The sequence below is a fragment of the Pararhodobacter zhoushanensis genome (genome assembly GCF_003990445.1).
Taxonomy (GTDB): Bacteria; Pseudomonadota; Alphaproteobacteria; order Rhodobacterales; family Rhodobacteraceae; genus Pararhodobacter; species Pararhodobacter zhoushanensis.
Window position 1 is genome coordinate 200,182 of sequence record NZ_REEZ01000003.1, and the last position, 26,369, is coordinate 226,550.

Consider the following 26,369-nt stretch of genomic DNA (forward strand, 5'->3'; position numbering starts at 1 on the left):
CGCTAGGGTCAGCGCCATGACGGCTGCCATGGACTGGAACCTGGCCCGGGCGCTGCTGGAATGGCAGGTCGAACTGGGCGTGACGGACGCGATTCTCGCGGAGCCGGTGGATCGGTTTGCCCATGCCGCCGAGCTTCGCGCCGCGCGCGAGGCTCCGCGTGAGCCCGCGCCCGAGGCCGAGGCCAAAGCCCCCACCATCGTCCCCAAGGCCACACCAGCCCAAGAGACAGCGAACGCGGTGGCCGAGGCCCGGCGCATCGCCGCCGCCGCGCAGGATCTGCCCGCGCTGGCCGAGGCCTTGGCCGATTACGGTCACTGCGAGCTGCGGCGCGGGGCGCGAAGCTGTGTGTTTTCCGATGGCAACCCCAAGGCCCGCGTGATGCTGGTCGGCGAGGGCCCCGGCGCCGAGGAAGACCAGCAAGGCAAGCCCTTCGTGGGCCGCGCTGGGCAGCTGCTGGACAAGATGTTTGCCGCCATCGGTCTGTCGCGTCACAGCCCTGATCCGGCAACCGCGTTCTATGTCACCAACACCGTGCCGTGGCGTCCACCCGGCAACCGCGAGCCGACGCGGGACGAGCTGGCGATGCTCAAACCCTTCCTGCTGCGCCATATAGAGCTGGCCGATCCCGATCTGGTCGTGGTGATCGGCAACGTCGCCTGCGACGCGCTGATGGGACAACGCGGCATCCTGCGGCTGCGCGGCAAATGGGGCGAGGCGCAGGGCCGTCCCGCGCTGCCGATGCTGCACCCGGCCTATCTGCTGCGCTCGCCCGAAGCCAAGCGCGAGGCCTGGGCCGATCTGTTGTCACTGCAGGCGCGGATGCGGGATTTGCCATGATCGACCCGCTGGTGCTGCTGGCGTTTTTCCCTGCCGCCTTGGCGCTTGCCCTGATACCGGGGCCCGAGATGATGTTCTGCATCGGACAAGGCGCACGGTTCGGCGCGGGCAGGGCGCTGCGGTCGGCCTTGGGCATGGCGCTGGGGGCTTTCGCCGGGGCTGCGCTCGCCGGGCTGGGTCTGTCGGCGCTGTTGGTCAACGCGCCGGACGCCTTCTCGCTGCTGCGCTGGTTCGGGGCGGGGTATCTGCTTTGGCTGGCGTGGTGCGCCTGGCAGTCTGGTGACGCAGGGCCAGCCCGCGCGGCGGGCGTGCCCGGCGGGTTGCTGGTGGCGCTGACGAACCCCAAAGGGGCAGGCTTTTCGCTGGGCGTCCTGCCGCAGTTTCTGGACCCGGCGCATCCGCTTTTACCGCAGACCTTGGGCTTGGCGGTGGTCATGGCGGGGTGCGGGTTTTGTGTGAATGCTTTGGCCGGCGCTCAGGCCGCGCGGTTGGGAACGCTGCTGGCCGGATCACGCTGGTGGCGGGGGATCAGCGCCGGGATATTCGGGTTGTTGGCGTTTCGTGTGATCGCAGGAGAGCGCGGATGATCGAGCCCCTTGTCTTGCTGGCCTATATCCCTGCCGCGCTGGCGCTGAACCTGACGCCGGGGGCGGATATGATGTTCTGTCTGGGCCAAGGCCTGCGGGGTGGTCCGCGCGCGGCGATGGCGGCGAATGTCGGGATTGCCTGCGGTGGCATGGTGCATGTGCTGGTCGCCGGTCTGGGTCTGGGCGCGCTGATGGCGGCGCATCCGGGGATGTTCGAGGCGGTGCGCTGGCTGGGCGTGGCCTATCTGCTCTGGCTGGCGGTCAAGTCGCTGCGCGCCAGCGGTTTGCCCGAGGTGCCGCCGGTTTCGCCGGGGCGGGCGTTTCGCGAGGGCCTCGTGGTCAATCTGCTGAACCCCAAGGTGATCCTCTTCGTACTGGCCTTCATCCCGCAATTCGTTGACCCTGCGCGCCCGATCCTGCCGCAGTTCCTGCTGTTCGGCGCGGTGCTGTCGGTCGGCGGGCTGGTGGTGAATGGTGCGGTCGGGCTGGCGGCAGGCGGGGCAGCGGGCCGCCTGATGCGCTCGGCGCGGTTTGCCACGGTGCTGGGGCGCGTCTCGGCGGGTATCTTTACGGCCTTGGCGCTGCGTCTGGCGCTGATGCAGAGGAGCTGAACCATGGGCAGGATCGATGAGAGCAAGGACTTCATCCCGGTGCGCATTGCGGTGATGACCGTGTCCGACACCCGCACGGTGGCCGAGGATCGCTCGGGCGACACGCTGGTGCAGCGGCTTGAGGCCGACGGGCACGTGCTGGCGGCGCGGATGATCCTGCAAGACGAGCGCGCGCAGATCGCCGCTCAGTTGCGGGTCTGGTGCGCGGATCCTGACATAGATGTGATCCTGACCACGGGCGGCACAGGCCTGACCGGACGTGATGTGACGGTCGAGGCGCATCGTGATGTCTATGAAAAAGAGATCGAGGCCTTCGGCACGGTTTTCACCATGGTTTCCATGCAGAAAATCGGCACATCGGCGGTGCAGAGCCGTGCAACCGGCGGTGTAGCAGGCGGAACCTATCTGTTTGCGTTGCCCGGATCGCCGGGGGCGTGCCGCGACGCGTGGGACGAAATCCTGCACTGGCAGCTCGATTTTCGGCACCGGCCGTGCAATTTCGTCGAAATCATGCCCCGTTTGGATGAACATCTGCGACGGAAGTGACCGCGCCTTGCGTACAAGACTTGCGCGGTGATCTGCTGCGGTTCATGTCTCGTATCGTCACTACACAGATGAAAGACCCATAATGCGCTTTATGACCCGCAGCCTGATCGCTGTGTTTCTGGGGGCCTTGGCTCTGGGCTTGCTCGCCGTCGCCGGTGGCATGGTTCGCGACACGCTGGCGGATCGCGCGGCGCAGGAAAACATGCCCCGCATGGCGCGCGAACGGGTGTTCACCGTGCGGGTGATGCGTTTGGAGCCGGGGGCAATGTCGCCGGTTCTGTCAGCCTTTGGCGAGGTTGTTTCGCGCCGGACGCTGGAGTTGCGGGCACCCTCGGCCGGGCGGATCCTTGAAATGGCCGACGGATTTGAAGAGGGCGCTGCCGTGACAGCGGGTCAGGTGCTGGTGCGGCTGGACCCGGCGGATGCGACGGCGGCACGCGATCTGGTGCGCACGGATCTGTCACAGGCCGAGGACGAGCTGCGCGATGCGCAGGCTGCGCTGGAACTTTCGCATCTGGACCGGGCCGAGAGCGAGGCGCAGGCCGATCTGCGCCAGCGCGCGTTCGAGCGGCGGCAGACGCTGAGCGAGCGCGGCGTGGGCACCGAAGCGACTGTTGAAGAGGCCGAGCTGGCCTTCGCCGCCGCGCGCGCTGCCGTGATTGCCCGCCGTCAGGCCGAGGCACAGGCCGAGGCTCGCGTGGCCACGGCTGAAACGGCGGTTGAGCGTCAACGCATCAATCTGTCCGAGGCCGAGCGCCGGGTGACCGAAACCGCGATCACCGCCAGTTTCGACGGCGTGTTGAGCGATACCAATGCTGTAGCGGGCGGGCATGTGGCCTCGAACGAGCGGATCGCGTCGATCATCGACCCGGATTCGCTGGAAGTGTCGTTCCGCCTGTCTACCGCGCAATACCTGCGGCTGCTCGATGCGCAGGGCGCGCTGATCGCCGCGCGCGCGCAGGTGGCGTTGGAGCTGGGCGGGCTGGAAATCACCTCGCCTGCCGTGTTGAGCCGGGCGGCGCCCTCGGTCGGTGAGGGGCAGTCGGGCCGTCTGGTCTATGCCGCCATCGACGCGCCGCGCGGCTTTCGCCCCGGCGATTTCGTGACCGTGCGGATCACCGAGCCCGAGCTGCCGGGTGTGGCCATGGTGCCCGCCGCTGCGGTCGATGCACAGGGCGGGGTTCTGGTGCTGGCGGCTGAGGACCGGCTTGAGGCGGCGACGGTCGAAGTGGTGCGCCGTCAGGGTGACAGCGTGCTGATCCGCACCGGCGCGTTGACCGGGCGCGAGATTGTCGCGGCGCGTAACCCGCTGCTGGGCGCGGGCATCCGCGTGCGCCCGCAGCGCGATGCCGCGGCAGAGATCCCTGCCGCGCCTGATCTGGTCGCGCTGGACCCCGAACGCCGCGCCGAGCTGATCGCGCGGGTGTCGGCCAATACCCGGATGCCCGAACAGGTGCGCACGCGCATTCTGGCGCAGCTGGAACAGGAAAGCGTGCCCTCGCAGCTGATCGAACGGCTGGAGCAGGGCGGCGGGCGGCAGGGGGGCTGACGGGTGATTGCAGAGACATCGCTGGGGCTCTTTCGGTATTTCACGCGCCACAGAACCGCTGCCAATCTGGTGCTGGTGCTCATGCTGGCGGCTGGCATCGTCGCCGTGCCGCGCATGCATGCTCAGTTTTTCCCCGATATCGTCGTCGATACGGTCAATGTGTCGATCCCCTGGACCGGCGCGGGGGCGGCGGATGTGGATTCCGCCATCATCCAGATCGTCGAGCCGGTGATGATGGCGGTCGAGGGTGTTACCTCGACCTCGTCCACTGCGTCGGAAGGGCGCGCGCAGATCTCGCTTGAGTTCGAGCCGGGTTATGACACCGAGCGCGCGGCCTCGGATGTGCAGGACGCGCTGGACGCGATCAACACGCTGCCCACCGATGCCGATGACCCGCGCGTAACGCGGTCGAACTGGCGCGACCGGGTGACGAATGTGATCCTGACCGGGCCGGTGGGCATTCAGCAACTGGCGCTGTTCACCGATGAATTCGTCGCGCGGCTGTTTGCCGCCGGGATCACGCGGGCGTCGATCCAGGGCATCGCCTCGCCCGAGGTGTCGGTCGAGGTGCCGGCTATGAGGCTGGTGCAATACGACGTGACGCTGGCAGAGATCGCGGCGGCCATCGAGACATCGGTGGCGGCGGACCCGTCCGGCGAGCTGGCCGGGGGCGCGCAGCGGGTGCGCACCGGCTCGGCCCGCCGCACGCCCGAGGAGATCAACGCCATCGTCCTGCGTTCGGGTGCTGATGGCAGCACGCTGACCGTGGGCGATGTCGCGACCGTGCTGAGCCGCGATATCGACCGGGACCGATCCTATTATGTCGGCGACAGTCAGGCGGTGGTGGTGCGGGTGGATCGCTCGGCCAATGGCGATGCGATTGGCATTCAGGAGACGGTGCAGAACGTCGCCGACGAGATGATGCTGTCGCTGCCGCAGGGCGTGCGGATCGAGCTGGCGAATGCGCGGGCCGATATGATCTCGGGCCGGTTGAACCTGTTGGTGAGCAACGGGTTACAAGGGCTGTCGCTGGTGGTGCTGTTGCTGTTCTTGTTCCTGAACGCGCGCACGGCGATCTGGGTGGCGGCGGGGATTCCGGTCAGCATGCTGGCCGCCGTCGCGATGATGTATGTCACCGGCATGAGCCTGAACATGATCTCGCTCTTTGCGCTGATCATCACGCTGGGCATCGTGGTGGATGATGCCATCGTGGTGGGCGAGCACGCCGATTATCGCTACCGGGTTCTCAAAGAAACGCCCTATCAGGCGGCGGAAAACGCCGCGACCCGCATGGGAATGCCGGTGCTAGCGGCGTCGCTGACTACGATCATCGCGTTTGGCGGGCTGACCGTGATCGGCGGGCGCTTTGGCGACATGATTGCCGATATCCCCTGGACGGTGATCATGGTGCTGCTGGCGTCGTTGATTGAATGCTTCCTGATCCTGCCCAACCACATGGCGCATGCGTTGGCGGGCTCGGCCAAGGAGCATTGGTACGACTGGCCGTCGCGCACCGTGAACAAGGGGTTTGACTGGTTCCGTCAGCGCATGTTTCTGCCCTTCATGCGGCTGGTGATCCGGGCGCGTTACGTGGTTCTGGCCGCGTTGATGGTGGCGCTGGCCTATACCGGGACGATGTTCCTGCGCGGGGACGTGCCGTGGCGGTTTTTCTCATCGCCCGAGCAAGGCACGCTGAGCGCCAATTTCCTGATGGCTGCGGATGCGACGCGTGACGACACGCAGGCGATGATGTTCGAGCTGCAACGCGCGACGAATGCCTTGGCGACGCGGCTGGAGGCCGAGCATGGCACCTGGCCCATCGCCTCGATCGTGGCCGAGGTCGGCGGCAACGCGGGGCGGTCGCTGGCGGCAGCCGAGAACCGGGATGCGGATCAGCTGGGGTCGATCACCATCGACCTGATCGGGGCGGACCACCGGCCGTATTCGTCGTTCGAGTTCACCTCGATGCTGCAAGACGAGGTACGCCAGAGCCCGCTGCTGGAGGAGTTGAGTTTCCGCTCGTTCGGCATGGGGCCGGGCGGGGATTCGCTGTCGGTCGATCTGATCGGCGGCGATGCCGAGACGCTGAAGGCGGCTGCCGAGGCGCTCAAGGCGCAGCTGGCGCAGTTTGCGCTGGTGACCGGGCTTGAAGATACGCTGGCCTATGACAAGGAAGAGCTGGTGCTCGAACTGACCCCACAGGGGCAGGCGCTGGGCTTTTCCACCGACACGCTGGCGCGCGAGTTGCGCCAACGGTTGAGCGGGATCGAAGCGGCGACCTTCCCGGACGGGGTGCGCTCGGCGTCGATCTGGGTCACGCTGCCCGAGAACGAGCGCGCGGCGGATTTTCTGGAGAACACGCTGCTGCGCAGTGCATCGGGCCGTTACCTGCCCTTGGGCGATATTGTGCGGGTCGAGACGCGGCAGGGCTTCTCCTCCATCCAGCGCGAGAACGGGTTGCAGCTGGTGACGGTGTCGGGCGTGCTGGACGAGGGTGACCCTGCGGCGGCGCGCGATCTGCTCAGCCAGATGGAGACGCAGATGCTGCCGCGTCTGGCCGAGGATTACGGCGTGACCTTCCGTCTGTCGGGCCTGAGCGAGCAGGAAAACGAGTTCCTCGGCGATGCGACGCTGGGCGCGATTGGGTGTCTGATCGCAATCTATCTGGTGCTGGCCTGGGTGTTCAGCAGCTGGGTGCGGCCGATGGTGGTGATGTCGGTGATCCCCTTCGGGATGATCGGGGTGATCTATGGTCACGCGCAATGGGGTATCCCGATGACCATGTTCTCAGTCGTGGGCATCATCGGCATGGCCGGGATTATCATCAACGATTCCATTGTCTTGGTCTCGACGGTGGATGAGTATTCCAAAGATCGCGGGTTGTTCCCGTCGATTGCCGACGCGGCTGGGGATCGCTTGCGTCCGGTGCTGTTGACCACGGCAACGACGGTTTTCGGGTTGGGACCGCTGTTGTTCGAGCGCTCGAATGATGCGCAGTTCCTGCGGCCAACCGTTGTCACGCTGTCATACGGGCTGGGTTTTGGCATGGTGCTGGTGCTGCTGATCGTGCCCGCGATGCTGGCGGCAGGGCATGATCTGGAGCGGGCCGTCCGCTCGGCCCGGCGCGCGTTCCGCATGCCGGCGGGGCAGGTGGGCGGCGGCGTGCGGGTACTCCCGTGGCTGGCGGCGGCGCTGGTGGCGGTGGCGTTCGCGCTGACACTGGGCTGGGGGCTGGTGATGCAGGTGCCAGGGCCGTTGACGGCGCTGGCGCTGCCGGGCGCGACGGGCCTGCTGGCCGCGCTGGGGGTTTTCGTGGTGACGGTGGCGGTGGGGATACTGGCTGTCTGGCTGGCTGGCGCGCTGACCATGGCGCTGCGGCGCAAACCGCCGGTTGAGCCTGCCGAGTAAGCGGTCGCGGTAAGACCGGCGGCTTGGCCGCTCAGAACGGGGGACGAACCGGCGGCTCAGCCGCCGGTGCAGCCTTGCGAGACGAGCATCTGCTCTTCGGACAGCACGGTAAACACGATGCTTGCGCGGTCAAAGATCATCGGGTCGCCGCGCCGCGGCGCGCGCAGGCGGGCCTGCGTGACCAGATCGCCACCCTCACGCCGGGTCTGAGCGTCGGTGACGCGGTAGCCGGGCACCTCGACAATCACCGCCTCGGTCCGCCCGATCGAGGGGACAGAGGTGCGCAGCGTCAGCTCGGCGTCGCGGTCGCCGGGGTGCAGCTGGCAGATCGCGCGGGTCAGGCCGCCCTGAGCGCCCGGCTCGGCCCGGTTGTCCAGCGCGGCGGTGATGCGGCGGTCGTGTTCACCGGCACCGCGCAACACGCCCTGCACGGCGACATCGGCAGGCACGCAGGTGTCGGCGCAAACGCCAATCGCCAACGCGCCGAGCAGTGCCATCGGATGTGCGCCATCCTGCGGGGTGACCTCGATCGGCAGAAGCAACTCGTCCTCGTACCCGTAGCTGCGATAGCCGTTCTGGTCGAAGATCTGCGGGCGCGGCCAGATGGCGCGCACACTGGCCACGTTCTGCGACGCGCCCCAGTCAAAGCGCGGCGCGATACCTGCCTCACCGGGGTTGCGCCAATACGTGTGCCAACCCGGGGCCAGCACCAGATGCAGCGCCGCCATGCGCGTGCCGCGCTCGGTGGTCCAGCCGGGTAGAATCTCGGCCGACAGGACAGGGTTCGACACCTGCGCTTGGGCCGCAGTCGACAGGGGCGACAGTGCGAGAGCGCAGAGCGTCAGGATACGGGGCAGGGATGTCAGGGTCATGGCAAATGCTTAGCAGAACGGCAGCGCGCGAAAAGTCACAAAAGGGCGAGAGATCCCGGGAGCGTGCCTTGGCTTTTGGTCGGGGCAACGCCACATTGGTAGGGACACAAGGTTTCGGAACGGTGCGGTGATGGATTTCGATCTGACCGGAAAGCTGTTGATTTCGACCCCGTCCATGGGGGATCGGCGGTTTTCGCACGCGATCATCTATATCTGCGCGCATAGTGCCGAGGGCGCGTTCGGACTGGTGTTGAACCGTCCGGTGCCCCGGCTGACCATGGGCACGGTGCTGGACCAGATCGGCATCGCCTGCACGCCCGAGCGCGAAGAGGCCGCTGTGCTGTCCGGCGGCCCGGTCGAAACGCAGCGCGGTTTTGTGCTGCATCAGGGCGGCAGCCCGGTGGATGACACGGCGCAGGCACTGCCCGAGGGGCTGTTGCTGAGTGCCTCGACCGACATCCTGCGCGCCATCGCGCGGGGTGAAGGGCCCGAGGCGTGGCTGCTGGCGCTGGGCTATTCGGGCTGGGGGCCGGGACAGCTGGAAAGCGAGATCGGCCAGAATGCCTGGCTGACCTGCGAAGCATCCCGCAGCCTGATCTTTGACGCCCAGCCGGGCGAGCATCAGTGGAACGCGGCGCTCAGGTCCATGGGCGTGGACCCGATGAGCCTGTCCGCCGTGGCCGGTCGCGCTTAGGCGTTGGGGGGCAGGGCCTCGGTGATCTCACGCAACTCGTTGAGCAGATCGAGCAGCAGCGACATCTTCTCCTCGCCAAAAGCTTCCTCGATTTCCCGGCGCGAATCCTCGGACTGGCCGACAAGTTGACCGAACATCGTCTGGCCGTGTTCGGTCAGCGTGACCATGTGACGGCGGGCGTCCGAGCAGTCGACCTGCCGGATGATGCCCTTTTCTGCCAGCGCCCGCAGGATCCGCGTCAGTGATGGCGGCAGGATCACACAGCGTTGGCACAGCGTGCCCGCGTCCAGCGGCACGCCATCGGCCAGGGCGCGCAGCACGCGCCATTGTGGCGGCGACAGGTCGCTGGCGTCGGAATATTTCTTGAACCGCCGCATCGTCGATTCTCGCGCCCGCAGCAAGGCCACGGTGAGCGAGCGTTCATAATATTCCTTGCCCGACGGGATGCCGTCGGGAAGTGCTGCAGGAGTCGGGTTGGAAGCTGTTTTCATACGGTAACATTCGCGCGCGAGCCGCCGCAAAATCAAGTGGTTTTTCACGGGTGAAGCAGTTTGTCGCGAGTCATGCTGCACTTGGGTTGTAGCGCGGCACAGGAACTGTCCCTTGCCTTGTGCTTTGTCCCCGTTGCTCCGTCCCGCGCGGCGTCGTATAGAGCGCGCATGACGTATCGCCTTTCGCCTTTGCGCGCGATCATCATTCGAATTAGCGGCCCGGCGCTCTGATCAGAGTTGCCGGGACAAGGCGTATGGAGACCTGCGCCGAAGCTTGCTAGATCCTTTCCAGAATTCGTTGATCCGGAGCCCACGCGATGTGTGCCGATACCCCCCAGACGTCTGAATACCCTGACTACAAAGACACCCTGTTCCTGCCCGAAACCGAGTTCCCGATGCGCGCGGGTCTGCCTGCGCGCGAGCCAGAATGGCTGGCCCGCTGGGAGCGGCTGGGCGTCTACGAGCAGCTGCGCGAGAAAGCCAAGGCCACCGCGCGCAAGCCTTTCACGCTGCATGACGGCCCGCCCTATGCCAACGGCCATCTGCACATCGGCCATGCGCTGAACAAGACGATCAAGGACATCATCGTGCGCTCGCATCAGATGATGGGCTTCGACAGCCGCTATGTGCCGGGCTGGGATTGCCACGGTCTGCCGATCGAGTGGAAGATCGAGGAACAATACCGCGCCAAAGGGCTGGACAAGGACGACGTGGATATCGTCGCCTTCCGTCAGGAATGCCGCAAGTTTGCCGAGGGCTGGGTGGATATCCAGCGCGAGGAGTTCAAGCGGCTGGGCGTCACCGGCACGTGGAATGACCCCTATCTGACGATGGACTATCATGCCGAGGCGGTGATCGCCGAGGAGTTCATGAAATTCCTGATGAACGGCTCGCTGTATCAGGGCTCAAAGCCCGTGATGTGGTCGCCGGTCGAGAAAACCGCGCTGGCCGAGGCCGAAGTTGAATACCACGACCACACCAGCCATCAGGTCTGGGTGCGGTTCAAGCCGGTTGACGGCGCTCTCGACGGGGCGACGGTGGTGATCTGGACCACGACGCCGTGGACTCTGCCGCAGAACCGCGCGGTCGCGTACAATCCGGGCATCGCCTATGGCCTCTACCGTGTCACCGAAGCCGACGAGAAATCGACGGCGACGGTGGGTGAGACGGTCCTGTTGGCCGATGCGCTGGCCGAGGGCGTCCTGAGCACGGCCAAGGTCACGGGCTTTGAAAAGCTCCGTGACGTCACGGCCGAAGAACTGGGCGCGCTGGTTCTGGCGCACCCGTTCCGGGGCGTGGAAAATGGCAAGGGCGAGTGGGACTATGACGTCCCGATGCTGCCGGGCGACCATGTGACCGAGGATGCGGGGACGGGCTTTGTCCACACCGCCCCCAGCCACGGCGATGACGACTATCAGCTGGGCGTCAAGTTCAAGCTGCCGATGACCTATAACGTCGAGCCGGATGGCAGCTACCGCGCCGATCTGCCGCTGTTCGCCGGTCAGCACATCATCCTGCCCGATGGCAAGGAAGGCCCGGCCAACGTGTCGGTGATCAAGCAGCTGGCGTGGTCGGGCGCGCTCTTGGCCAAGGGCAAGCTCAAGCATTCCTATCCGCACAGCTGGCGCTCGAAAGCGCCGGTGATCTACCGCAACACGCCGCAATGGTTCGCCGCCATCGACAAGCCGCTCGACGACGGCATGGGCCAGTATGGCGACACGATCCGCCAGCGGGCGGTGAAGTCGATCGAGGATCTGGTCAAGTTCACCCCGGTCTCGGGCCGCAACCGCCTGCATTCGATGATGGAGGCGCGGCCCGATTGGGTGCTGTCGCGGCAGCGCGCCTGGGGCGTGCCGCTGACCTGCTTCGTCAAGAACGGTGCGAAACCGGGCGACGAAGACTTCCTGCTGCGCGACCCTCGCGTCAACACGCGGATCGTTCTGGCCTTCGAGGCTGAGGGCGCGGATGTCTGGTATGTGCAAGGCTTCAAGGAGAAGATCCTGAAAGACCTGCATAATCCCGAAGAGTATAGTCAGGTTTTTGACATTCTCGACGTGTGGTTCGACTCTGGTTCGACCCATGCTTTCGTGCTGCGCGACCGCGCGGATGGCGTGCCGGACGGCATCGCCGACGTCTATATGGAAGGCACCGACCAGCATCGCGGGTGGTTCCATTCCTCGATGTTGCAGGGCTGCGGTACCAAGGGCCGCGCGCCTTACCGCAATGTGGTGACGCATGGGTTTACGCTGGACGAGAAGGGCATGAAGATGTCCAAGTCCATCGGCAACACCATCGTGCCGCAAGAGATCATCGAGCAATACGGCGCTGACATTCTGCGGTTGTGGGTGGCGCAGGCCGATTACACGGTCGACCAGCGGATCGGCAAAGAGATCCTGAAAGGCACGGCGGACAGCTATCGCCGCCTGCGCAACACGCTGCGTTTCATGCTGGGCGCGCTGGGCGATTATGCGCCGTCGCAGGCGGTGGCCTATGCCGATATGCCCGAGCTGGAGCAGCTGATGCTGCACCGGCTGGCGGAACTGGACGCGGTGGTGCGCAAGGGTTATGCGGCCTTCGACTTTCAGGGCGTGTTTCAGGCGCTGTTCACCTTCGCCACGACGGATCTGTCGGCCTTCTATTTCGACATCCGCAAGGACGCGCTCTATTGCGACCCGTCCGACAGCACGCTGCGCCGGTCCTGCCTGACCGTCATGGACGCGCTGTTCCACCGGCTGACGACTTGGCTGGCCCCGATCCTGCCATTCACGATGGAAGACGTCTGGCTGTCGCGCTTCCCCGGCGAGGAAGGGAGCGTGCATTTGCAGGACTTCCCCGACACGCCGGCCGAGTGGCTGGCACCGGACCTGGCCGCGCGTTCGACCACCGTGCGCGCGGTGCGCCGTGTGGTGACCGGGGCGCTGGAAGTCGAGCGTCGGGCCAAGACCATCGGCGCAAGCCTTGAGGCCGCGCCGACGGTGTACCTGTCGCCCGAACTGGCGCAGATCGTGACCAACCCGGACACCTTCGCGACGCTGTGCATCACCTCGGCGCTGACGCTGACCACCGATGCCGCCCCTGAGGGGGCCTTTGCGATGGACGATGTGCCGGGCGTCGGCGTGGTGTTCCATCATGCCGAGGGGCAGAAATGCCAGCGTTGCTGGAAGATCCTGCCGGATGTGGGCACGCACAAACACCCCGGCACCTGCGCGCGCTGTGACGCCGCGCTGGGTTGAACGGGCGCTGATTGGGGATAGGATGGGGCGGGGTTATTCCCGCCCCTTTCCTTTGTGATGCCCATGCCCCGCCTGACCATCGACACCCCCACCGGCCCTTTCACGCTGATCGAGCGCGACGGCGCGATCACGGCGGCGCATTGGGGGGAGGATGACGGCGACGACGAGACGCCGTTGCTGGCCATGGCGGCGGCGCAGGTGGCCGAGTATTTCGCCGGGACGCGGCGGGTGTTTGACCTGCCGCTGCGGATCGAGGCGAGTGCGGCGCAGCAGGCGGCCTGTGCGGCGATGGCGGCGATTCCGATGGGCGAGACGCAGACCTATGGCGAGATCGCGCGGGATCTGAAGGTCAGCGCGCAGGCGATGGGGCAGCTGTGCGGGCACAACCCGATCCCGCTGATCGTGCCCTGTCACCGGGTGCTCGGGGCCAGCGGGCTGGGCGGGTTTTCCGCGCCCGAAGGGGTTGAGACAAAGGTCTGGCTGCTGAAACACGAACGCGCGGGCGGGTTGCTGATCTAGGCGCGCGCGGCCTCGACCAGCCAGTCGCGGAACTGCCGGGCCGGGCGCGAGGGGTTGGGGCGCAGTAGCGCGACATACTCCATGCCGGTGGGCAGGAACCCGTAGGGGGCGATCAGCCGTCCGGCGGCCAGTTCGTTGCGGATCAGGGCTTCGGGCAAGACGGCAGCGCCAAGGCCCGAGAGCGCGGCTTCAATCTTGTAGTGAAAATGCTCGAACACGGTATCCTTGGCCGGGGCCAGCCGGTGGCCCGCGACATGCGCCCAATCCTCCCACGTGCCGACGCGCGAGCTGCTGGACAGGCGCGGGACATGGGCGAAGTCGGGCGTGACCTGCGCAGCAAGGGCGGGGGCCACAACCGGACCGGTCAGGTCGGCAAAAAGCGGTGTCACGGCATAGCCCGCCGGCCACGCGCCGGTGCCAACCCTGATCGCCACATCCGGCCCCGAGGCTGAGGTATCCACCGGTGCGTGGTCCGAGGTCAGGCGCACGCGCAGCTGCGGGTGCAGCGCTTGAAAGCCGTGCAGCCGGGGGATCAGCCAGCGCATCGCGAAGGTGGCGAGGCTGGAGACATCGACGCTGTCGGCGGTGCGGGGCAGGGCGCGCAGGGCGTCCTCGAGCGCGTCAAAGCCGCGCGCAAGGGCGGGGAGCAGGAGCAGCCCGGTAGCGGAGGGGCGGGTGGCGCTGCGCGGGCCCGTCGTGAGCGTGACGCCGAGCAGATCCTCCAGCTGGCGGATCTGGCGCGAGACGGCGGAGTGGGTGACACCCAGCGAGGCGGCGGCGGCAGACATTGAGCCGAGCCTGCCGAAGGCCTCGAAAGCGCGCAGGGCGGTGAGCGGCAGGGTGCGGCGGTCTATGTTCATCAGGCTCACAAAGCGGCGAGAATTTCTGTTTTGATTATCTTAGGCGCTCGTGATTTCTGGTCCACAGATTTACCGCCGTGAAAGGCCTGTCCGATGACCCTTGGTGTGTTTCTGGCCGTCCTGTGCGCTGCCCTGCTGCATGCCGGGTGGAACGCGATCATCAAGACCGGGCTGAGCAAGCAGACGTCTATGTTCCTGCTGTCGACCGGGCAGGCGGTGATCGGGCTGGTCGTGGCGCTTTGTCTGCCGCTGCCTGCGCCCGAGGCCTGGCCGTGGCTGCTGGCCTCGGGGGTGGTGCATATGTGCTACCAGCTGTTCCTTGCCTATGCGTATGAGCAGGGCGATCTGAGCCGGGTCTACCCCATCGCGCGCGGGGCGGCGCCGATGCTGGTGCTGGTGGTCAGCCTGCTGTTTTTGTCGGACGACCTGGAAGCGGGGGCGCTGTGGGGCATCGCGGTGCTGGGCTGCGGTATCGCGTTGATGGCGCGGGGTGTGCTGACCTCGGGCGAGTCGCGGCGGTTGTTGCCCTTCGCCTTCGGCTCGGCACTGGCGACGGCGGGCTATACGCTGACGGATGGTCTGGGCGCGCGGGTCTCGGGCGAGCCGGTGGCCTATGTCGGCTGGCTGATGGTGGTGGCGGCGGTGTTTTACACGCCTGCCGTGATTGCGCTGCGCGGGCGGGCAGTGCTGCGCACGGATGCGCGCGGCTGGGCACTGGGGATGGTGGCCGCTGCGGCCTCGTTCGGGGCCTATGCGATTGCGGTCTGGGCGATGACCAAGGCCCCCATCGCGCTGGTCGGCGCGCTGCGTGAGACCTCGATCCTGTTCGCGGTGCTGATCGGCTGGTGGTTCTTTGGCGACCGGATGGACCGGGGCAAGGTGCTGGCGGCGGTGCTGATCGTGGCGGGCGTGGTGCTGACGCGGCTCTAGAGCCGCTCGCGGTAGAGCACCTGCTGCACGCAACCGGCGCAAAGCAGGTAGACGCTGGTGATGATGAGGCCCCAGGTGACCAGCATCGGCTGCGCGAAATCGGCCCAGGCGGCCATGGTCGCCAAAGCGACCCAGGCCAGCGCCATCGGCAGGGTGATCGCCCGCCAGCGCTGGGTGCGCACCGGGTGCACGAATTTGAGGCGCAGGAACATGGTGACCGACAGCACGAAGACCAGCCCCAGAATGACCCAGAAATCCGGGCGTATGGCAAAGACCACCACCGCGACCATGTTCCAGCAGCCCGGAAAGCCCGAGAACGAGGCATCGGCGGTCTTCATCCGCGTATCGGCGAAATAGAGCACCGAGGCGAAGGTGATGACGATGATCGCGATCCAGCCGGTCCAGCCGGGCAGCAGCCCCGAGTTGAACAGCGCGAAGGCCGGGATGAACACATAGGTCAGGTAGTCGATGATCAGATCGAGCAGCACGCCGTCGATGATCGGCGCCTTGGTCTTGACGTCATACTTGCGCGCCATCGGTCCGTCGACACCATCGACGATCAGCGCGACGACCAGCCACAGGAACATCAGCGACCATTGCGAGTCGACGGCGGCGAGCATGGCCAGCATGGCAAACACCGCCCCGGTGGCGGTGAACATGTGTACGAAATAGGCGCGAAAGGTTTCGATCATGCCCTTCTGTCTGACCCGTTTGCCGCGCCGAAGCAACCCGTTGTGTGCGGCGGATGGGTACTCGTGATCCTTGCGCGCGGGGGATGATTGTGCCGCGTGCAGGGTGGCTTACAGCGTTAGCGCACCCATGACGCCATGCACGCCGGGGTCGCCCTGCGGGGATTGGCCGCCCGAGAGATTGACGCTGACCGGGCCGGGCAATGTGTCGCCGGTAATGATCAACGCGCTGGGGACCGGGCGCAGCGGGGTCTGCGGGGGCGCGGCGTTTCCCGCGACAGCGGTCAGCGCGTGCAGGCCGAAGGCAACGGCAAGGCGCAGGGCGGTTTGGGGGGTATTCATGGACGAAAAACCTGAGGTCAGCGGGGCGTGGGCAGCGGCAGCGGGCGCGGTGCGTGCAGCTTGGGTTTGGGCGAGAAGATCGTGAAACGCTTGGTCATGGCGGGCTCCGGGTCAGCGGCGGATGGTGCGGACCGAGCCGTCACCGAGGACGACAGGCGGGCTGGGCTGAGCACCGTGGCCGGGGGCGCGGACATAGGGCGACGAGGCGTCCATCTCGGCATGTGCGGTGGTGACCGACAAGACGGTCGCGGCGATCAGGGTCAGGGCGAGGGTTTTCATCGACGGGCTCCGGTTCAAGGAAGGATACCGGTACGTCGCAGGGGCCGCGCAAAGGGTTCAAAGTTTCTTGCGGGCGATGTTTGGGCCGTTGGTCGCGCTGGCTTAGCCTGCCGATTTCGCGCGCGGATGCGCGGCGCGGTAAGCCTCCATCAGGCGGGCGGTATCGACGCCGGTGTAGACCTGCGTAGTAGACAGGTTGGCGTGGCCGAGCAGTTCCTGAATGGCGCGCAGATCACCGCCCGCCGACAGCAGATGCGTCGCGAACGAGTGGCGCAGCGCGTGAGGCGTGGCGCTGGCGGGCAGGCCAAGGCGCAGGCGCACGCTCTCCATCGCGCGGGCGATCAGGCGCGGGTTCAGCGGGCCGCCCCGTATGCCGCGAAAGAGCGGGCTTTGCGGCGCGATGTCCCAAGGGCACAGGCGCTGATAGGCGGCGACAGCCTCGGCGGTGGCGGGAAGGACGGGGACCATGCGCTCTTTGCCGCCTTTGCCAAGGATGGTCAGGCTGCCACCCGGCGTGGCGATGCGGGCGGCATCACGACCGGTGAGACCCAGCGCCTCGGAAATCCGCAGGCCGCAGCCGTAGAGCAGCGAGACGACAGCGGCATCGCGGGCGCGGACCCAGGCTTCGGCCTTTTCGTCGCTGATCGTCTCGGTGACGGCGCGGGCGGCGTCTTCATCCAGCGGGCGGGGCAACGGGCGTTGGTGGCGCGGGGCACGGGCGCTGAGGACGGCGGTGGCGTCGAAACCGGCTTCACGGTCGGCCAGCCAGCGCGCGAAGCCTTTGAGCGCGGACAGGGCGCGGGCGAGGGTGCGCGCGCCGCGCCCCTCGGCGCGGGCGTGGGCCATCCAAGCGCGCAGATCGCGGGTTTCCACCGCGCGCAACTGGTCCAGACCGGCAGCGCCGCCGTGGTGACGGGCAAGAAAATCGAGAAATTCGGTGACGTCGGCGCGGTAGGCGTTAACCGTGTGGTCCGAGGCGTCGTTCAGCGCGCCCAGGTGCGACAGCCACTGCGAAAGCGCGTCGCGCAAAGCCGGAGAAATGGCGCTGGGCGCGCCCTTGGTCACGACAGCCAGCGCCGGAGCACGCGCTCGAAACTGCCGGTGAAGAAGCTGAGCAGGTCGGTGCCCTGACCGGGCTTGAAGCGGTGCGGGTCTTCGGAGCCCATCGCCAGCATGCCGGGCAGACGGCCCTTGCCCAGATCGAGGCGCATCAGCGCCTCAGACCGCAGATCGGCGGCCACTTCACCATAAGGCCCCGCCGAGGGCGGCACGCCCTGACGCAGCACGATGGGGCGCGCGGGCGCGGGACGCCCGGCGCTCATGTAGGTTTCGACGTAGCCGGGTTTCTTGACGCGAAGGATCGCGTCCAGCTTGCCCAGACCATTGGACGGCTCGGGGCTTTCGAGCACCAGACGCACGGCATCGACGCCAAGGATCTCGCTTACCGCGCCACCCAGATCGAGCACGAAAGTCTCGAAGCGTTCGGCATCCAGCAGGCGCAGCAGCGCGCGGTGGATCTGGTTGGTGGAGGAGAGGTTCTCATAGGCGGCGGCGATGACGGCGCGGTGGGTGTCTTCCAGCCGGTCCAGCCGGGACTCCAACCGCTCCATCGCCATGCCGCGCAGATCGACGACATTGCCGCCCATCGCGCGTTCAGAGGTCAGCACAAGGGCGCGCATCAGATCGGGGTCATCCAGCACAAGGCCGGGATCGGCGAGCACGCGTGCCCGCCATTCATCCTGCGTTCGGACGTCTTGTGCCGGTCCCGTCGCTGCCATGTCTGCCCCGATCTTGTGCCTTCGCCCTGACCCTACACCAGATCAGACGATTTTCTGACCGGTTTTTTCCCAGTCCTTCATGAACTGTGCCAGACCTGCATCGGTCAGCGGGTGCTGCGCCAGCTTGCGGATCACTTCCGGCGGGGCGGTCATCACATCGGCGCCAACCAGCGCGCATTGGGTGACATGGTTCACCGTGCGGATCGAGGCGGCGAGGATCTGCGTCTCGAACCCGTAGTTGTCATAGATCTGGCGGATGTCCGCGATCAGGTCCATGCCGTCAAAGTTGATGTCGTCCAGACGGCCGATGAAGGGCGAGATGAACGTGGCACCGGCTTTGGCGGCAAGCAGGGCCTGATTGGCGCTGAAGCACAGGGTGACGTTGACCATGTGGCCTTCGCCGGTCAGCACTTTGCAGGCCTTCAGGCCGTCCCAGGTCAGCGGCAGCTTGATGGTGATGTTCGGCGCGATCTCGGCCAGGCGTTTGCCTTCGGCGATCATCGCGCTGGATTCCAGCGCCACGACTTCGGCGGAAACCGGGCCGTCAACGATCGAGCAGATCTCTTTGGTGACGTCGATGATGTCACGGCCCGATTTCAGGATGATCGAGGGATTCGTGGTGACGCCATCGACCATGCCGAGGTCATTCAGCTCACGGATGGCCGCTACATCGGCGGTATCGACAAAGAATTTCATCGCGCTCTATTTCCTCTGAAAGAAGGGGGGCGGTTGCGGAAGAGGTTCGGGGGCGTCATATCCTATCGCACCCCCGCCTGAAAGGTCTTTTGCCCCCGTGCAAGCGTCCCCGGTTTCCACTTTTGCCCCCGGCGAGCCGCTCGCCGTGCTGACCACGCAGCCGCTGGACCGGCTGCTGGATTACCGCGCGCCCGAGGGTGGCGCGGTGATCGGCGATTTTGTCGAGGTGCCTTTGGGGCCGCGCAAAGTGCTGGGTTGCGTGTGGGGGCCGTCGGAAAGCGGGCTGCCGCTGGAGAAGCTGCGGGCGGTGATCCGGGTGCTGGATGTGCCGCCGATGCGCGACGAGCTGCACAGTTTCCTGATGCGCGCCGCGGAATACACGCTGACCCCGCTCAGCCTGATGCTGTTTCTGGCGACGCGTGCGCCGGGGCTCAGTTCCGGCCCGGCGATGATCCGGGTGTTCCGGCTGGGCGATGCCGAGCCCGTGCGCATGACCGACGCGCGCCGCCGGGTGCTTGATGTGTTCGACAGCTATGGCGGCTCGGCGCTGACCATCGGCGAGATTACGCGCGCGGCGGGGGTGACCAGTTCCGTGGTGAACACGATGGCCGCGCAGGGCGCGCTGATCGAAGGCGAAGCGCCCAAGGATCAGCCCTATCCACGGCTGGACCCTGAGCTTGCGGGCAAGCCGTTGTCCGAGGATCAGCAGGCGGCAGTGGACGCGCTGGCGGCGGGGGGCGACGGGTTCGGCGTGACGCTGCTCAAGGGCGTGACCGGCTCGGGCAAGACCGAGGTGTATCTGGAGGCCGTTGCGAATTGCCTGCGGCAGGGGCGGCAGGCCTTGGTACTGCTGCCTGAGATTGGCCTGACCGAGGGGTTCCTGGAACGGGTCGAGGCGCGGTTTGGCGTGCGGCCGGGCGAGTGGCACTCGGGCGTGACGATGACCGAGCGACGGCGGCTGTGGCGCATGGCCGGAGAGGGGCGGGTGTCGATGGTGGTCGGCGCGCGCTCGGCGCTGTTCCTGCCGTACCGCGATCTGGGCCTGATCGTGGTCGATGAGGAACACGATACGTCCTACAAGCAGGACGACGGCGTGATGTACAACGCCCGCGACATGGCCGTGCTGCGCGCCTCGCTGGCCTCGGCGCAGGTGGTGCTGGCCTCGGCCACGCCGTCGCTGGAAAGCTGGGCCAATGCCGAGGCGGGCAAGTACAAGCGCGTCGATCTGCACGCGCGCTTCGGCGTGGCCGAGCTGCCGAAGATGCGCGCGCTCGACCTGCGCGGGCAGAAACTGCCGCATGGGCGCTGGATCGCACCGGCGCTGAAAGACGCGGTGGACGCGCGGCTGGCGGCGGGCGAGCAGTCGCTGTTGTTCCTGAACCGGCGCGGCTATGCACCGGTGACGACGTGCCGCGCCTGCGGGCATCAGATCGCCTGTGAAAATTGCGACTCGCGCATGGTCGAGCACCGGTTCCTCAACCGGCTGATGTGCCATCAATGCGGTGCGACCGCGCCCGTGCCGACCGCTTGCCCTGAGTGCAAGACCGAAGGCTCCATGCATCCGATCGGGCCGGGGGTTGAGCGGCTGGATGAGGAAACCCGCAGCCTGTGGCCCGATGCGCGGGTGGCGGTGCTGTCGTCGGACCTGTTCGGCTCGGCCCGTGCGCTGAAGGAACAGATTGCGGCGATTGCGGCGGGGGCGGCGGATATCGTCATCGGCACGCAGCTGGTGGCCAAGGGGCACAACTTTCCGCTGCTGACGCTGGTGGGGGTGATCGACGCCGATCTGGGCCTGCACGGCGGCGATCTGCGCGCGGCCGAGCGCACGTTCCAGCTGATCCGGCAGGTGGCCGGACGGGCGGGGCGGCATGACAAGCCGGGGTTGGCGCTGTTGCAGACGCACCAACCGGACCATCCGGTCATTCAGGCGATCCTGTCGGGCGATGACGAAGGCTTCTGGCAGGCCGAAGCGAACGAGCGGAAGGCGCTGGCCATGCCGCCCTATGGGCGGCTGGCGGGGATCATTCTGTCCTCGACCTCGCTGGAGCATGCGTTCGAGATGGGCAACCTGCTCGCCCGGAACCCCGAGGCGCTGCACAAGATCGGCGCGCAGGTTTACGGCCCTGCGCCCGCGCCGATTGCGCGGGTGCGGGGGCGTCACCGGGTGAGGTTGTTGGTCAAGGCGGCCAAGGGTGCGCCGTTGCAGCAGGCGATCCGGGCGTGGCTGGCCCCGCTCAAGCTGCCGGGAGATACCCGGCTGGCGGTGGATATTGATCCGCAAAGCTTCTGGTGATCGCGCCGATGCGGCTTATCTAAGCGTAAAGCACAAGGAGCGCCGCGCATGTGGGAAAACCGCTATTCCAAGACCACCGATTATCTGTTCGGCACCGCCCCGGCGCTGTTTCTGACCGAGAACCCATGGCTGACTGATGGGGTGGAAACCGCGCTGAGCGTGGCGGATGGCGAAGGGCGCAATTCGGTGCAGCTGGCGCGCGCCGGGGTGCAGGTCACGGCGTTCGATCTGTCGCCGACGGCGGTAGGCCGGGCCAAGGCACTGGCGGCAAAGGCTGGTGTGGCGCTCGATACGCGCGAAAGCGACTGGCAGGGCTGGGACTGGGACCGGCAGTTCGATCTGGTGGTAGGGATCTTCATCCAGTTCATGCCGCCCGCCGAGCGCCCCGCGCAATTCGCCAGTATCGCGCGGGCGGTGAAGCCCGGCGGGCGTGTCGCGCTGCATGGCTACACGCCCGAACAGGTGGCATTGGGCACCGGCGGGCCGTCAGACACCGCGCAGATGTGGACGCCCGAGATGCTGGTCGCGGCCTTCCCCGGCTGGCGCATCGAGCGCCTCGCCGCCTATGAACGCGACGTGCAGGAAGGGCGCGGTCACAGCGGGCGTTCTGCGCTCATCGACTTCGTGGCACGCCGCCCCTGATCCTCACCTTGTTCTAAATACTCACCTTTTTTGGGCGACGGCGGCAAGAAGCCCCCCGGCTTACCCGCGCAGGATGATGCAGGTGGTCGAGCCGGTGGCGTAAAGCTTGCCATCCTCGACACCGATGATCGTGCCCTCAGCCACCGCGGTCGAGCGTCCGGCGTGCTGGACCCGCACCCGGCATTCGACCAGCACGCCGGGTTTCAGGGCACGGGTCAGGTTTACCTTGTATTCCAGCGTCGTATAGCCCGCGCCCGCCTCCAGCGTGGTGGCGACCGAACAGCCCAGCGCGCTGTCCAGCACGGTGCCATACCAGCCGCCATGAACGCCGCCCATCGGGTTGAGATGCTTGAATTCGGCGCTGCCACGAAAGGCCGCTTCGCCGAATTTCATCTCATACATGCGGAAATTCATCACCTCGGCAATCGGCGCACCGGCGATGCGGCCCTCGACGATGGCCTGCATATACTCAAGCCCGGTCATCTTGGCGACAACGTCGCGGATGGGCAGGTCGGCGGGGCTTCTGGCGGGGTATTGCTCGGCCATGACGGGCCTCCCTTCTGGCTGTGGGGGAAGCTAGGCAAGCGGGCGGCGTCGGGCCAGCCCTGACGGGGCGGCCCGACGCAACGTCATCACTGGCCGTGGCGGGCGAGCCAGTCGCGCATGAAGGCGATCTCGGTTTCCTGCGCGGCGATCACGCCCTCGGCCAGTGCGCGGATTTCAGGGTCTTGCCCGTATTCCAGCACAACGCGCGCCATATCGACCGCGCCCTGATGGTGCGGGATCATGCCCCGGACGAAATCGACATCGGCGTCGCCGGTCATCTCGGCCCCCATTTCGGCATGCATGCGGGCATTGATCTCGGCATAGGCGGTGGCCGCCGGGGTGTCGGCCATCGGCATTGCATGGCTCTGATGCCCGGCCATTTGCGCGGCGGCGGGCAGGGTCAGAATGATCAGCGGCAGGGCAAGGAGAAGACGTGAGGGGCGCATGGGGAGCTCCGGGTGTATGTGCCCGAAACCTTGGCGGGATTCCCCTCACTGGAAGGCAAATGACGGTCGTGTGATCGGGCGTGTGATCAGCCGCGCGCGTTGGCCAGCGCCAGCGGCAGGGCGGCGGCAAAGGCGTCGAGCTGGGCGTCCGGCCCGGCGCTGACGCGGATGCAGCGGTCATGCGGCGCAACGAAAGGCATGCGGATGAACACGCCGCGTTTCACCACCCCGGCCAGCACCTTGCGGGCGAAATCGCCGTCCTTGCCGCAGTCGATCGTGACGAAATTCGTGGCCGACGGCAGGGCGCGCAGCCCGTTCTCGGCCGCGATGGTGTTGAGGCGGGCGTGGGCGCGGGTGACTTTGGCGACGGTCTCGGCCAGATAGGCATCGTCCTGCAGCGCGGCCAGCGCGCCAATCTGCGCGGCGCGGTTCATGCCGAAATGGTTGCGCACCTTGTCAAACGCTGCGATCAGCCCCGGCGCGCCGATGGCATAGGCGACGCGGGCGCCGGCCATGCCGTAGCCCTTCGAGAAGGTGCGGAAGCGGATGACGCGGGGGTCGTCGGGGTCGATCACCGGGGCCGTCCCGGCGGGGGCGAATTCGATATAGGCTTCGTCCAGCGCCAGCAGGGTGCCGTCCGGCACCTGCGCGACCATGGTTTCGATCACCTCGGCGCTGTGCCAGCTGCCCATCGGGTTGTCAGGATTGGCGAGGTAGATCAGCTTGGCGTGCACGTCGCGGGCGCGGTGGATCAGCGCGCTGGGGTCTTCGTGGTCGCCGAGGTACGGCACCTTGTGGAGCACGCCGCCGAAGCCTGCGATGTGGTAGTTGAAGGTGGGATAGGCCCCGTCCGAGGTGACAACGGGATCGCCCTGTTCGATCAGTAGGCGGGCGAGGTAGCCGAGCAAGCCGTCGATGCCCTCACCGACGATGACATGCGCCGGTGTGACGCCCATCTTCGCCGCAATCGCCTGTTTCAGATCGAAATTCTCGGGATCGCCATACATCCACTGGTCGGCCGAGGCCGCCGACATCGCGGCAATCGCGCGGGGCGAGGGGCCAAAGCCGTTCTCATTGGCCCCCAGCCGCGCGTCAAACACCGCGCCACGGGCACGTTCGTTGGTTTCCGGGCCGACGAAGGGCACGGTGGCAGGCAGGCTATCGACCAGCCGTGTATAGCGCGGGCTCATTCAGCGGCGACTTTCCGGGCGTCTTGCAGCCAGCCCCAGATGCGTTGCGGGGTCATCGGCATGTCAACATGGTGAACGCCCTGATCCCAGAGCGCGTCGAGCGTGGCATTGCTGACCGCAGAAAGCGCGGCAACGGTGCCCGCCTCGCCGCAGCCTTTCATGCCGATCGGGTTGTTTTTCGACGGCGTCGGTTCGCTGTAAAAGCGGATCGCCGGGAAATCGGTGGCGCGGGGCATGGCGTAGTCCATGAAGCTGCCGGTCAGCAACTGACCGTCCTCATCAAACTGCGTGTCTTCGACAATCGCTTGACCAAAGCCCTGCGCGATGCCGCCGTGGACCTGACCTTCGGCCAGTTGCGGGTGCATCAGGGTACCAAGGTCATCGACGGCCAGATAGCGATCCATGACCAGCGCGCCGGTTTCGGGGTCGATCTCGACCTCGCAGATATGCGCGCCGTTGGGGAACGAGCGGCCTTCCAGCTTGGTGCGCTTTTCGTGCTTGAGCAGGTCTTTGCGGCCCTTGGCGCGGGCCAGATCGGCGGCTTCCAGCAGCGTCAGGCGCTGGTTCGAGCCGGGGGCCGAGAAGATGCCGTCATCAAAGGTGAAAGGCGTCGCTTCGATCTCTTCCTCAAGGAAGGTCGAGAAAGCGGCGACCATCGCCTCGGCGGTGCCATGCGTCGCGACGGACTGCACGGTGACCGAGCGCGAGCCGCCGGTGCCGCCGCCGCGCGCGATGCGGTCGCTGTCGCCTTGGACCACGTCGATCAGATCGAAGGGCAGACCGGTGAGGTCGGACAGGTACTGCGCATAGACGGTCTCATGGCCCTGACCGTTTGACTGGGTGCCGACGTAGAGGTTCACGCGGCCCTCGTCGGTGAATTCGACGGTCGCGCCTTCGGTGTCGTCGCCCAGAATGGATTCGATGTAATAGCTCAGCCCCATGCCGCGCAGCAGGCCTTTGGCCTCGCTGGCCTTGCGGCGGGCAGGGAAGCCTGCGACATCGCCCAACTCATGCGCGCGGTTCAGCACGCGGGCAAAGTCGCCGACGTCATAGGTGACCTCGGACGGGGTGGTGTAGGGGAAGTTGTCCGGCGCGATGAAGTTGCGCGCGCGCAGCTCGAAGGGCGAGACGCCCAGTTCGCGCGCGGCGTTGTCCATGGCGCGTTCCAGCAGCGTGATCGCCTCAGGGCGTCCGGCACCGCGATAGGCATCGACGGGGGTGGTGTGGGTGTAGATGCCCTGCACGTCGAGCGTGGCGCAGGGGATGTCATAGACGCCGGTGAGCACCTTGGAGAACAGCTCGGACTGGATGTTCTGGCCGAACATCGAGTTATAGGCCCCCAGGTTCGAGCGGGTGGTGACGCGGTAGGCGAGGATCTTGTTGGTGTCATCGAACGCCAGCTCGGCCACGCTTTCCAGATCGCGCGCGCCGTTGTCCGACAGCATCGCTTCGGCCCGGTCAGAAACCCACGCAATCGGGCGACCCAGCACCCGCGCGGCCTGCGCCAGCGCGAATTGTTCGGGGTAGAGCATGGTTTTCATGCCAAAGCCGCCGCCAACATCGGGCGTGGTGACTTGCACGTTTTCAGCGTCCAGGCCCAGCACGCGGGCCAGTTCGCGCTTGTGGGTCCACACGCCCTGACCGTTGAAGGCGAAGTGCAGCCGTTCGCCGTCCCAGTCGGCCAGCGCGGCGCGGGGTTCCATGCTGACCACGGCAACGCGGTTCTGGCGCACGGACAGCGTGGTGACGCGCGCAGCTTTGGCGAAGGCGGCGGTGACGGCGTCGGTGTCGCCCAGATGCCAGTCGACGGGCAGGTTGTCGGCCACCTCGTCATGCACCAGCGGTCCGCCGGTGTGCAGGGCCAGATGGGCGGGTTTCTCGTCGTAGTCGAGCTCGATCACTTCAGCGGCGTCGAGGCCTTGCTCGCGCGTTTCGGCGATGATGATCGCGACCGGTTCGCCCATATGGCGCATCACGCCGTCGGCCAGAATGGGACGGTAGGTAACCGCGCCCTTGAGGCCGCGCCGATCGGTCGAGACGGCGGCCCACAGGCCCTCGGTCACGCCGGCGGACTTGAGGTCTTCAACGGTGAGGATGGCCTGAACGCCCGGCATCTCGGCGGCGTCGCTGGTGTCGATCTTGCGGATCACCCCGTGCGCGACGGGAGAGCGCAGGAAGACCGCTTGCAGCAGGCCCTCAGGATGCAGGTCGGCCATGTATTGACCGGTCCCGGTCAGAAACCGCAGATCTTCGCGACGCTTGACGCCTTGAGATTGTCCGAATGCCCGCATGGTGCTCCCCTGTCTGCTCGCGGCGCGAGGATAACCCCC

25 protein-coding genes are annotated in these 26,369 nt (G+C 66.7%); 12 read left to right on the forward strand and 13 right to left on the reverse strand.

Features of this window, described 5'->3' with window-relative positions; all coding sequences use genetic code 11:
• The first annotated feature begins 28 nt into the window (after window positions 1-28).
• The 6 genes from EAE28_RS09090 to EAE28_RS09115 all read left to right on the forward strand — a co-directional run bounded on the left by EAE28_RS09090 (window position 29) and on the right by EAE28_RS09115 (window position 7,539).
• Window positions 29-838, forward strand: a complete 810-nt coding sequence (locus EAE28_RS09090; protein ID WP_246022319.1) for a uracil-DNA glycosylase — start codon at window positions 29-31, stop codon at window positions 836-838.
• Window positions 835-1,425, forward strand: coding sequence for a LysE family translocator (locus EAE28_RS09095; RefSeq protein ID WP_127105535.1), 591 nt, complete (start codon window positions 835-837; stop codon window positions 1,423-1,425). Before EAE28_RS09090 ends, EAE28_RS09095 begins: the two co-directional genes overlap by 4 nt.
• Window positions 1,422-2,036 carry a LysE family translocator gene (locus EAE28_RS09100; RefSeq protein WP_127105536.1) on the forward strand — a complete coding sequence of 205 codons (615 nt, stop codon included), beginning with the start codon at window positions 1,422-1,424 and terminating at the stop codon, window positions 2,034-2,036. The genes EAE28_RS09095 and EAE28_RS09100 overlap by 4 nt, the downstream gene beginning before the upstream one ends.
• A 3-nt stretch (window positions 2,037-2,039) precedes the next feature.
• Window positions 2,040-2,582: a molybdenum cofactor biosynthesis protein B gene (moaB, locus tag EAE28_RS09105; protein WP_127105537.1), complete on the forward strand. Its 543-nt coding sequence runs from the start codon at window positions 2,040-2,042 to the stop codon at window positions 2,580-2,582.
• Window positions 2,583-2,673: 91 nt separating this feature from the next.
• A complete protein-coding gene (locus EAE28_RS09110; RefSeq protein WP_342773084.1) occupies window positions 2,674-4,131 on the forward strand; it encodes an efflux RND transporter periplasmic adaptor subunit in 1,458 nt (485 codons plus the stop codon).
• Between the two features lie 3 nt (window positions 4,132-4,134).
• Window positions 4,135-7,539: an efflux RND transporter permease subunit gene (locus tag EAE28_RS09115; protein WP_246022320.1), complete on the forward strand. Its 3,405-nt coding sequence runs from the start codon at window positions 4,135-4,137 to the stop codon at window positions 7,537-7,539.
• Between the two features lie 56 nt (window positions 7,540-7,595).
• Here EAE28_RS09115 and EAE28_RS09120 read toward each other — a convergent pair whose 3' ends face one another.
• Window positions 7,596-8,411 carry a protein-disulfide reductase DsbD domain-containing protein gene (locus tag EAE28_RS09120; protein ID WP_127105539.1) on the reverse strand — a complete coding sequence of 272 codons (816 nt, stop codon included), beginning with the start codon at window positions 8,409-8,411 and terminating at the stop codon, window positions 7,596-7,598.
• 130 nt (window positions 8,412-8,541) lie between these two features.
• Here EAE28_RS09120 and EAE28_RS09125 point away from each other — a divergent pair, with 130 nt between their 5' ends.
• The gene (locus EAE28_RS09125; RefSeq protein ID WP_127105540.1) at window positions 8,542-9,105 is read left to right on the forward strand and encodes a YqgE/AlgH family protein; all 564 of its coding nucleotides are present in this window, start codon (window positions 8,542-8,544) and stop codon (window positions 9,103-9,105) included.
• Here EAE28_RS09125 and EAE28_RS09130 read toward each other — a convergent pair.
• Window positions 9,102-9,596 (reverse strand): MarR family transcriptional regulator, encoded by a 495-nt coding sequence (locus tag EAE28_RS09130; protein WP_127105541.1) that lies wholly within the window; start codon window positions 9,594-9,596, stop codon window positions 9,102-9,104. The genes EAE28_RS09125 and EAE28_RS09130 overlap by 4 nt on opposite strands.
• A gap of 317 nt (window positions 9,597-9,913) precedes the next feature.
• On the opposite strand from EAE28_RS09130, the gene ileS reads away from it, so the two are divergent.
• Both ileS and EAE28_RS09140 read left to right on the forward strand, forming a co-directional pair.
• A complete protein-coding gene (gene ileS / locus EAE28_RS09135) occupies window positions 9,914-12,829 on the forward strand; it encodes an isoleucine--tRNA ligase (RefSeq protein ID WP_127105542.1) in 2,916 nt (971 codons plus the stop codon).
• A gap of 63 nt (window positions 12,830-12,892) precedes the next feature.
• The gene (locus EAE28_RS09140) at window positions 12,893-13,348 is read left to right on the forward strand and encodes a methylated-DNA--[protein]-cysteine S-methyltransferase (RefSeq protein WP_127105543.1); all 456 of its coding nucleotides are present in this window, start codon (window positions 12,893-12,895) and stop codon (window positions 13,346-13,348) included.
• Here the strand turns inward: EAE28_RS09140 and EAE28_RS09145 are convergent.
• Window positions 13,345-14,208 (reverse strand): LysR substrate-binding domain-containing protein, encoded by an 864-nt coding sequence (locus EAE28_RS09145; RefSeq protein WP_127105544.1) that lies wholly within the window; start codon window positions 14,206-14,208, stop codon window positions 13,345-13,347. The genes EAE28_RS09140 and EAE28_RS09145 overlap by 4 nt on opposite strands.
• Before the next feature lie 93 nt (window positions 14,209-14,301).
• Between EAE28_RS09145 and EAE28_RS09150 the strand changes: the two genes are divergently transcribed.
• Entirely contained in the window at window positions 14,302-15,138 is an 837-nt protein-coding gene (locus tag EAE28_RS09150) for an EamA family transporter (RefSeq protein ID WP_127105545.1), read from the forward strand.
• Here the strand turns inward: EAE28_RS09150 and EAE28_RS09155 are convergent.
• The 6 genes from EAE28_RS09155 to fsa all read right to left on the reverse strand — a co-directional run bounded on the left by EAE28_RS09155 (window position 15,135) and on the right by fsa (window position 18,922).
• Window positions 15,135-15,830, reverse strand: a complete 696-nt coding sequence (locus EAE28_RS09155; RefSeq protein ID WP_127105546.1) for a CDP-alcohol phosphatidyltransferase family protein — start codon at window positions 15,828-15,830, stop codon at window positions 15,135-15,137. The two genes, EAE28_RS09150 and EAE28_RS09155, sit on opposite strands and share 4 nt — an antisense overlap.
• 108 nt (window positions 15,831-15,938) lie before the next feature.
• Window positions 15,939-16,169, reverse strand: a complete 231-nt coding sequence (locus EAE28_RS09160; protein ID WP_127105547.1) for a hypothetical protein — start codon at window positions 16,167-16,169, stop codon at window positions 15,939-15,941.
• Window positions 16,170-16,280: 111 nt separating this feature from the next.
• On the reverse strand, window positions 16,281-16,448 hold the full coding sequence (locus EAE28_RS23710; RefSeq protein WP_164736594.1) for a hypothetical protein: 168 nt from the start codon (window positions 16,446-16,448) through the stop codon (window positions 16,281-16,283).
• Window positions 16,449-16,550: 102 nt separating this feature from the next.
• Window positions 16,551-17,513, reverse strand: a complete 963-nt coding sequence (locus EAE28_RS09165; protein ID WP_127105548.1) for a tyrosine recombinase XerC — start codon at window positions 17,511-17,513, stop codon at window positions 16,551-16,553.
• Window positions 17,510-18,226 (reverse strand): DUF484 family protein, encoded by a 717-nt coding sequence (locus tag EAE28_RS09170; RefSeq protein ID WP_127105549.1) that lies wholly within the window; start codon window positions 18,224-18,226, stop codon window positions 17,510-17,512. The genes EAE28_RS09165 and EAE28_RS09170 overlap by 4 nt, the downstream gene beginning before the upstream one ends.
• 42 nt (window positions 18,227-18,268) lie before the next feature.
• The gene (fsa, locus tag EAE28_RS09175; protein ID WP_127105550.1) at window positions 18,269-18,922 is read right to left on the reverse strand and encodes a fructose-6-phosphate aldolase; all 654 of its coding nucleotides are present in this window, start codon (window positions 18,920-18,922) and stop codon (window positions 18,269-18,271) included.
• Window positions 18,923-19,019: 97 nt separating this feature from the next.
• On the opposite strand from fsa, the gene EAE28_RS09180 reads away from it, so the two are divergent.
• Both EAE28_RS09180 and EAE28_RS09185 read left to right on the forward strand, forming a co-directional pair.
• Window positions 19,020-21,215 carry a primosomal protein N' gene (locus tag EAE28_RS09180; protein ID WP_127105551.1) on the forward strand — a complete coding sequence of 732 codons (2,196 nt, stop codon included), beginning with the start codon at window positions 19,020-19,022 and terminating at the stop codon, window positions 21,213-21,215.
• Between the two features lie 48 nt (window positions 21,216-21,263).
• Complete coding sequence (locus EAE28_RS09185) at window positions 21,264-21,857, forward strand: SAM-dependent methyltransferase (RefSeq protein ID WP_127105552.1); 594 nt, start codon at window positions 21,264-21,266, stop codon at window positions 21,855-21,857.
• 60 nt (window positions 21,858-21,917) lie between these two features.
• Here the strand turns inward: EAE28_RS09185 and EAE28_RS09190 are convergent, their stop codons facing one another.
• From EAE28_RS09190 to EAE28_RS09205, 4 genes are all read right to left on the reverse strand, one after another.
• A complete protein-coding gene (locus tag EAE28_RS09190) occupies window positions 21,918-22,403 on the reverse strand; it encodes a PaaI family thioesterase (protein ID WP_127105553.1) in 486 nt (161 codons plus the stop codon).
• Window positions 22,404-22,489: 86 nt separating this feature from the next.
• On the reverse strand, window positions 22,490-22,849 hold the full coding sequence (gene copM / locus EAE28_RS09195; protein WP_127105554.1) for a CopM family metallochaperone: 360 nt from the start codon (window positions 22,847-22,849) through the stop codon (window positions 22,490-22,492).
• Between the two features lie 86 nt (window positions 22,850-22,935).
• Entirely contained in the window at window positions 22,936-24,039 is a 1,104-nt protein-coding gene (locus EAE28_RS09200) for a pyridoxal phosphate-dependent aminotransferase (RefSeq protein ID WP_127105555.1), read from the reverse strand.
• Window positions 24,036-26,330 carry a xanthine dehydrogenase family protein molybdopterin-binding subunit gene (locus EAE28_RS09205; RefSeq protein ID WP_127105556.1) on the reverse strand — a complete coding sequence of 765 codons (2,295 nt, stop codon included), beginning with the start codon at window positions 26,328-26,330 and terminating at the stop codon, window positions 24,036-24,038. The genes EAE28_RS09200 and EAE28_RS09205 overlap by 4 nt, the downstream gene beginning before the upstream one ends.
• Between the last annotated feature and the right edge of the window lie 39 nt (window positions 26,331-26,369).

Bases quoted from the DNA above. Each gene is read 5' to 3' on its own strand.
- copM (WP_127105554.1), bottom strand. From the start codon at position 22,849: ATGCGCCCCTCACGTCTTCTCCTTGCCCTGCCGCTGATCATTCTGACC.
- EAE28_RS09145 (WP_127105544.1), bottom strand. From the start codon at position 14,208: ATGAACATAGACCGCCGCACCCTGCCGCTCACCGCCCTGCGCGCTTTC.
- EAE28_RS09130 (WP_127105541.1), bottom strand. From the start codon at position 9,596: ATGAAAACAGCTTCCAACCCGACTCCTGCAGCACTTCCCGACGGCATC.
- EAE28_RS09125 (WP_127105540.1), top strand. From the start codon at position 8,542: ATGGATTTCGATCTGACCGGAAAGCTGTTGATTTCGACCCCGTCCATG.
- EAE28_RS09120 (WP_127105539.1), bottom strand. From the start codon at position 8,411: ATGACCCTGACATCCCTGCCCCGTATCCTGACGCTCTGCGCTCTCGCA.
- EAE28_RS09095 (WP_127105535.1), top strand. From the start codon at position 835: ATGATCGACCCGCTGGTGCTGCTGGCGTTTTTCCCTGCCGCCTTGGCG.
- EAE28_RS09170 (WP_127105549.1), bottom strand. From the start codon at position 18,226: ATGGCAGCGACGGGACCGGCACAAGACGTCCGAACGCAGGATGAATGG.
- ileS (WP_127105542.1), top strand. From the start codon at position 9,914: ATGTGTGCCGATACCCCCCAGACGTCTGAATACCCTGACTACAAAGAC.
- EAE28_RS09205 (WP_127105556.1), bottom strand. From the start codon at position 26,330: ATGCGGGCATTCGGACAATCTCAAGGCGTCAAGCGTCGCGAAGATCTG.
- EAE28_RS09090 (WP_246022319.1), top strand. From the start codon at position 29: ATGGACTGGAACCTGGCCCGGGCGCTGCTGGAATGGCAGGTCGAACTG.
- fsa (WP_127105550.1), bottom strand. From the start codon at position 18,922: ATGAAATTCTTTGTCGATACCGCCGATGTAGCGGCCATCCGTGAGCTG.
- EAE28_RS09110 (WP_342773084.1), top strand. From the start codon at position 2,674: ATGACCCGCAGCCTGATCGCTGTGTTTCTGGGGGCCTTGGCTCTGGGC.
- moaB (WP_127105537.1), top strand. From the start codon at position 2,040: ATGGGCAGGATCGATGAGAGCAAGGACTTCATCCCGGTGCGCATTGCG.
- EAE28_RS09190 (WP_127105553.1), bottom strand. From the start codon at position 22,403: ATGGCCGAGCAATACCCCGCCAGAAGCCCCGCCGACCTGCCCATCCGC.
- EAE28_RS09200 (WP_127105555.1), bottom strand. From the start codon at position 24,039: ATGAGCCCGCGCTATACACGGCTGGTCGATAGCCTGCCTGCCACCGTG.
- EAE28_RS09150 (WP_127105545.1), top strand. From the start codon at position 14,302: ATGACCCTTGGTGTGTTTCTGGCCGTCCTGTGCGCTGCCCTGCTGCAT.
- EAE28_RS23710 (WP_164736594.1), bottom strand. From the start codon at position 16,448: ATGAAAACCCTCGCCCTGACCCTGATCGCCGCGACCGTCTTGTCGGTC.
- EAE28_RS09155 (WP_127105546.1), bottom strand. From the start codon at position 15,830: ATGATCGAAACCTTTCGCGCCTATTTCGTACACATGTTCACCGCCACC.
- EAE28_RS09160 (WP_127105547.1), bottom strand. From the start codon at position 16,169: ATGAATACCCCCCAAACCGCCCTGCGCCTTGCCGTTGCCTTCGGCCTG.
- EAE28_RS09185 (WP_127105552.1), top strand. From the start codon at position 21,264: ATGTGGGAAAACCGCTATTCCAAGACCACCGATTATCTGTTCGGCACC.
- EAE28_RS09140 (WP_127105543.1), top strand. From the start codon at position 12,893: ATGCCCCGCCTGACCATCGACACCCCCACCGGCCCTTTCACGCTGATC.
- EAE28_RS09100 (WP_127105536.1), top strand. From the start codon at position 1,422: ATGATCGAGCCCCTTGTCTTGCTGGCCTATATCCCTGCCGCGCTGGCG.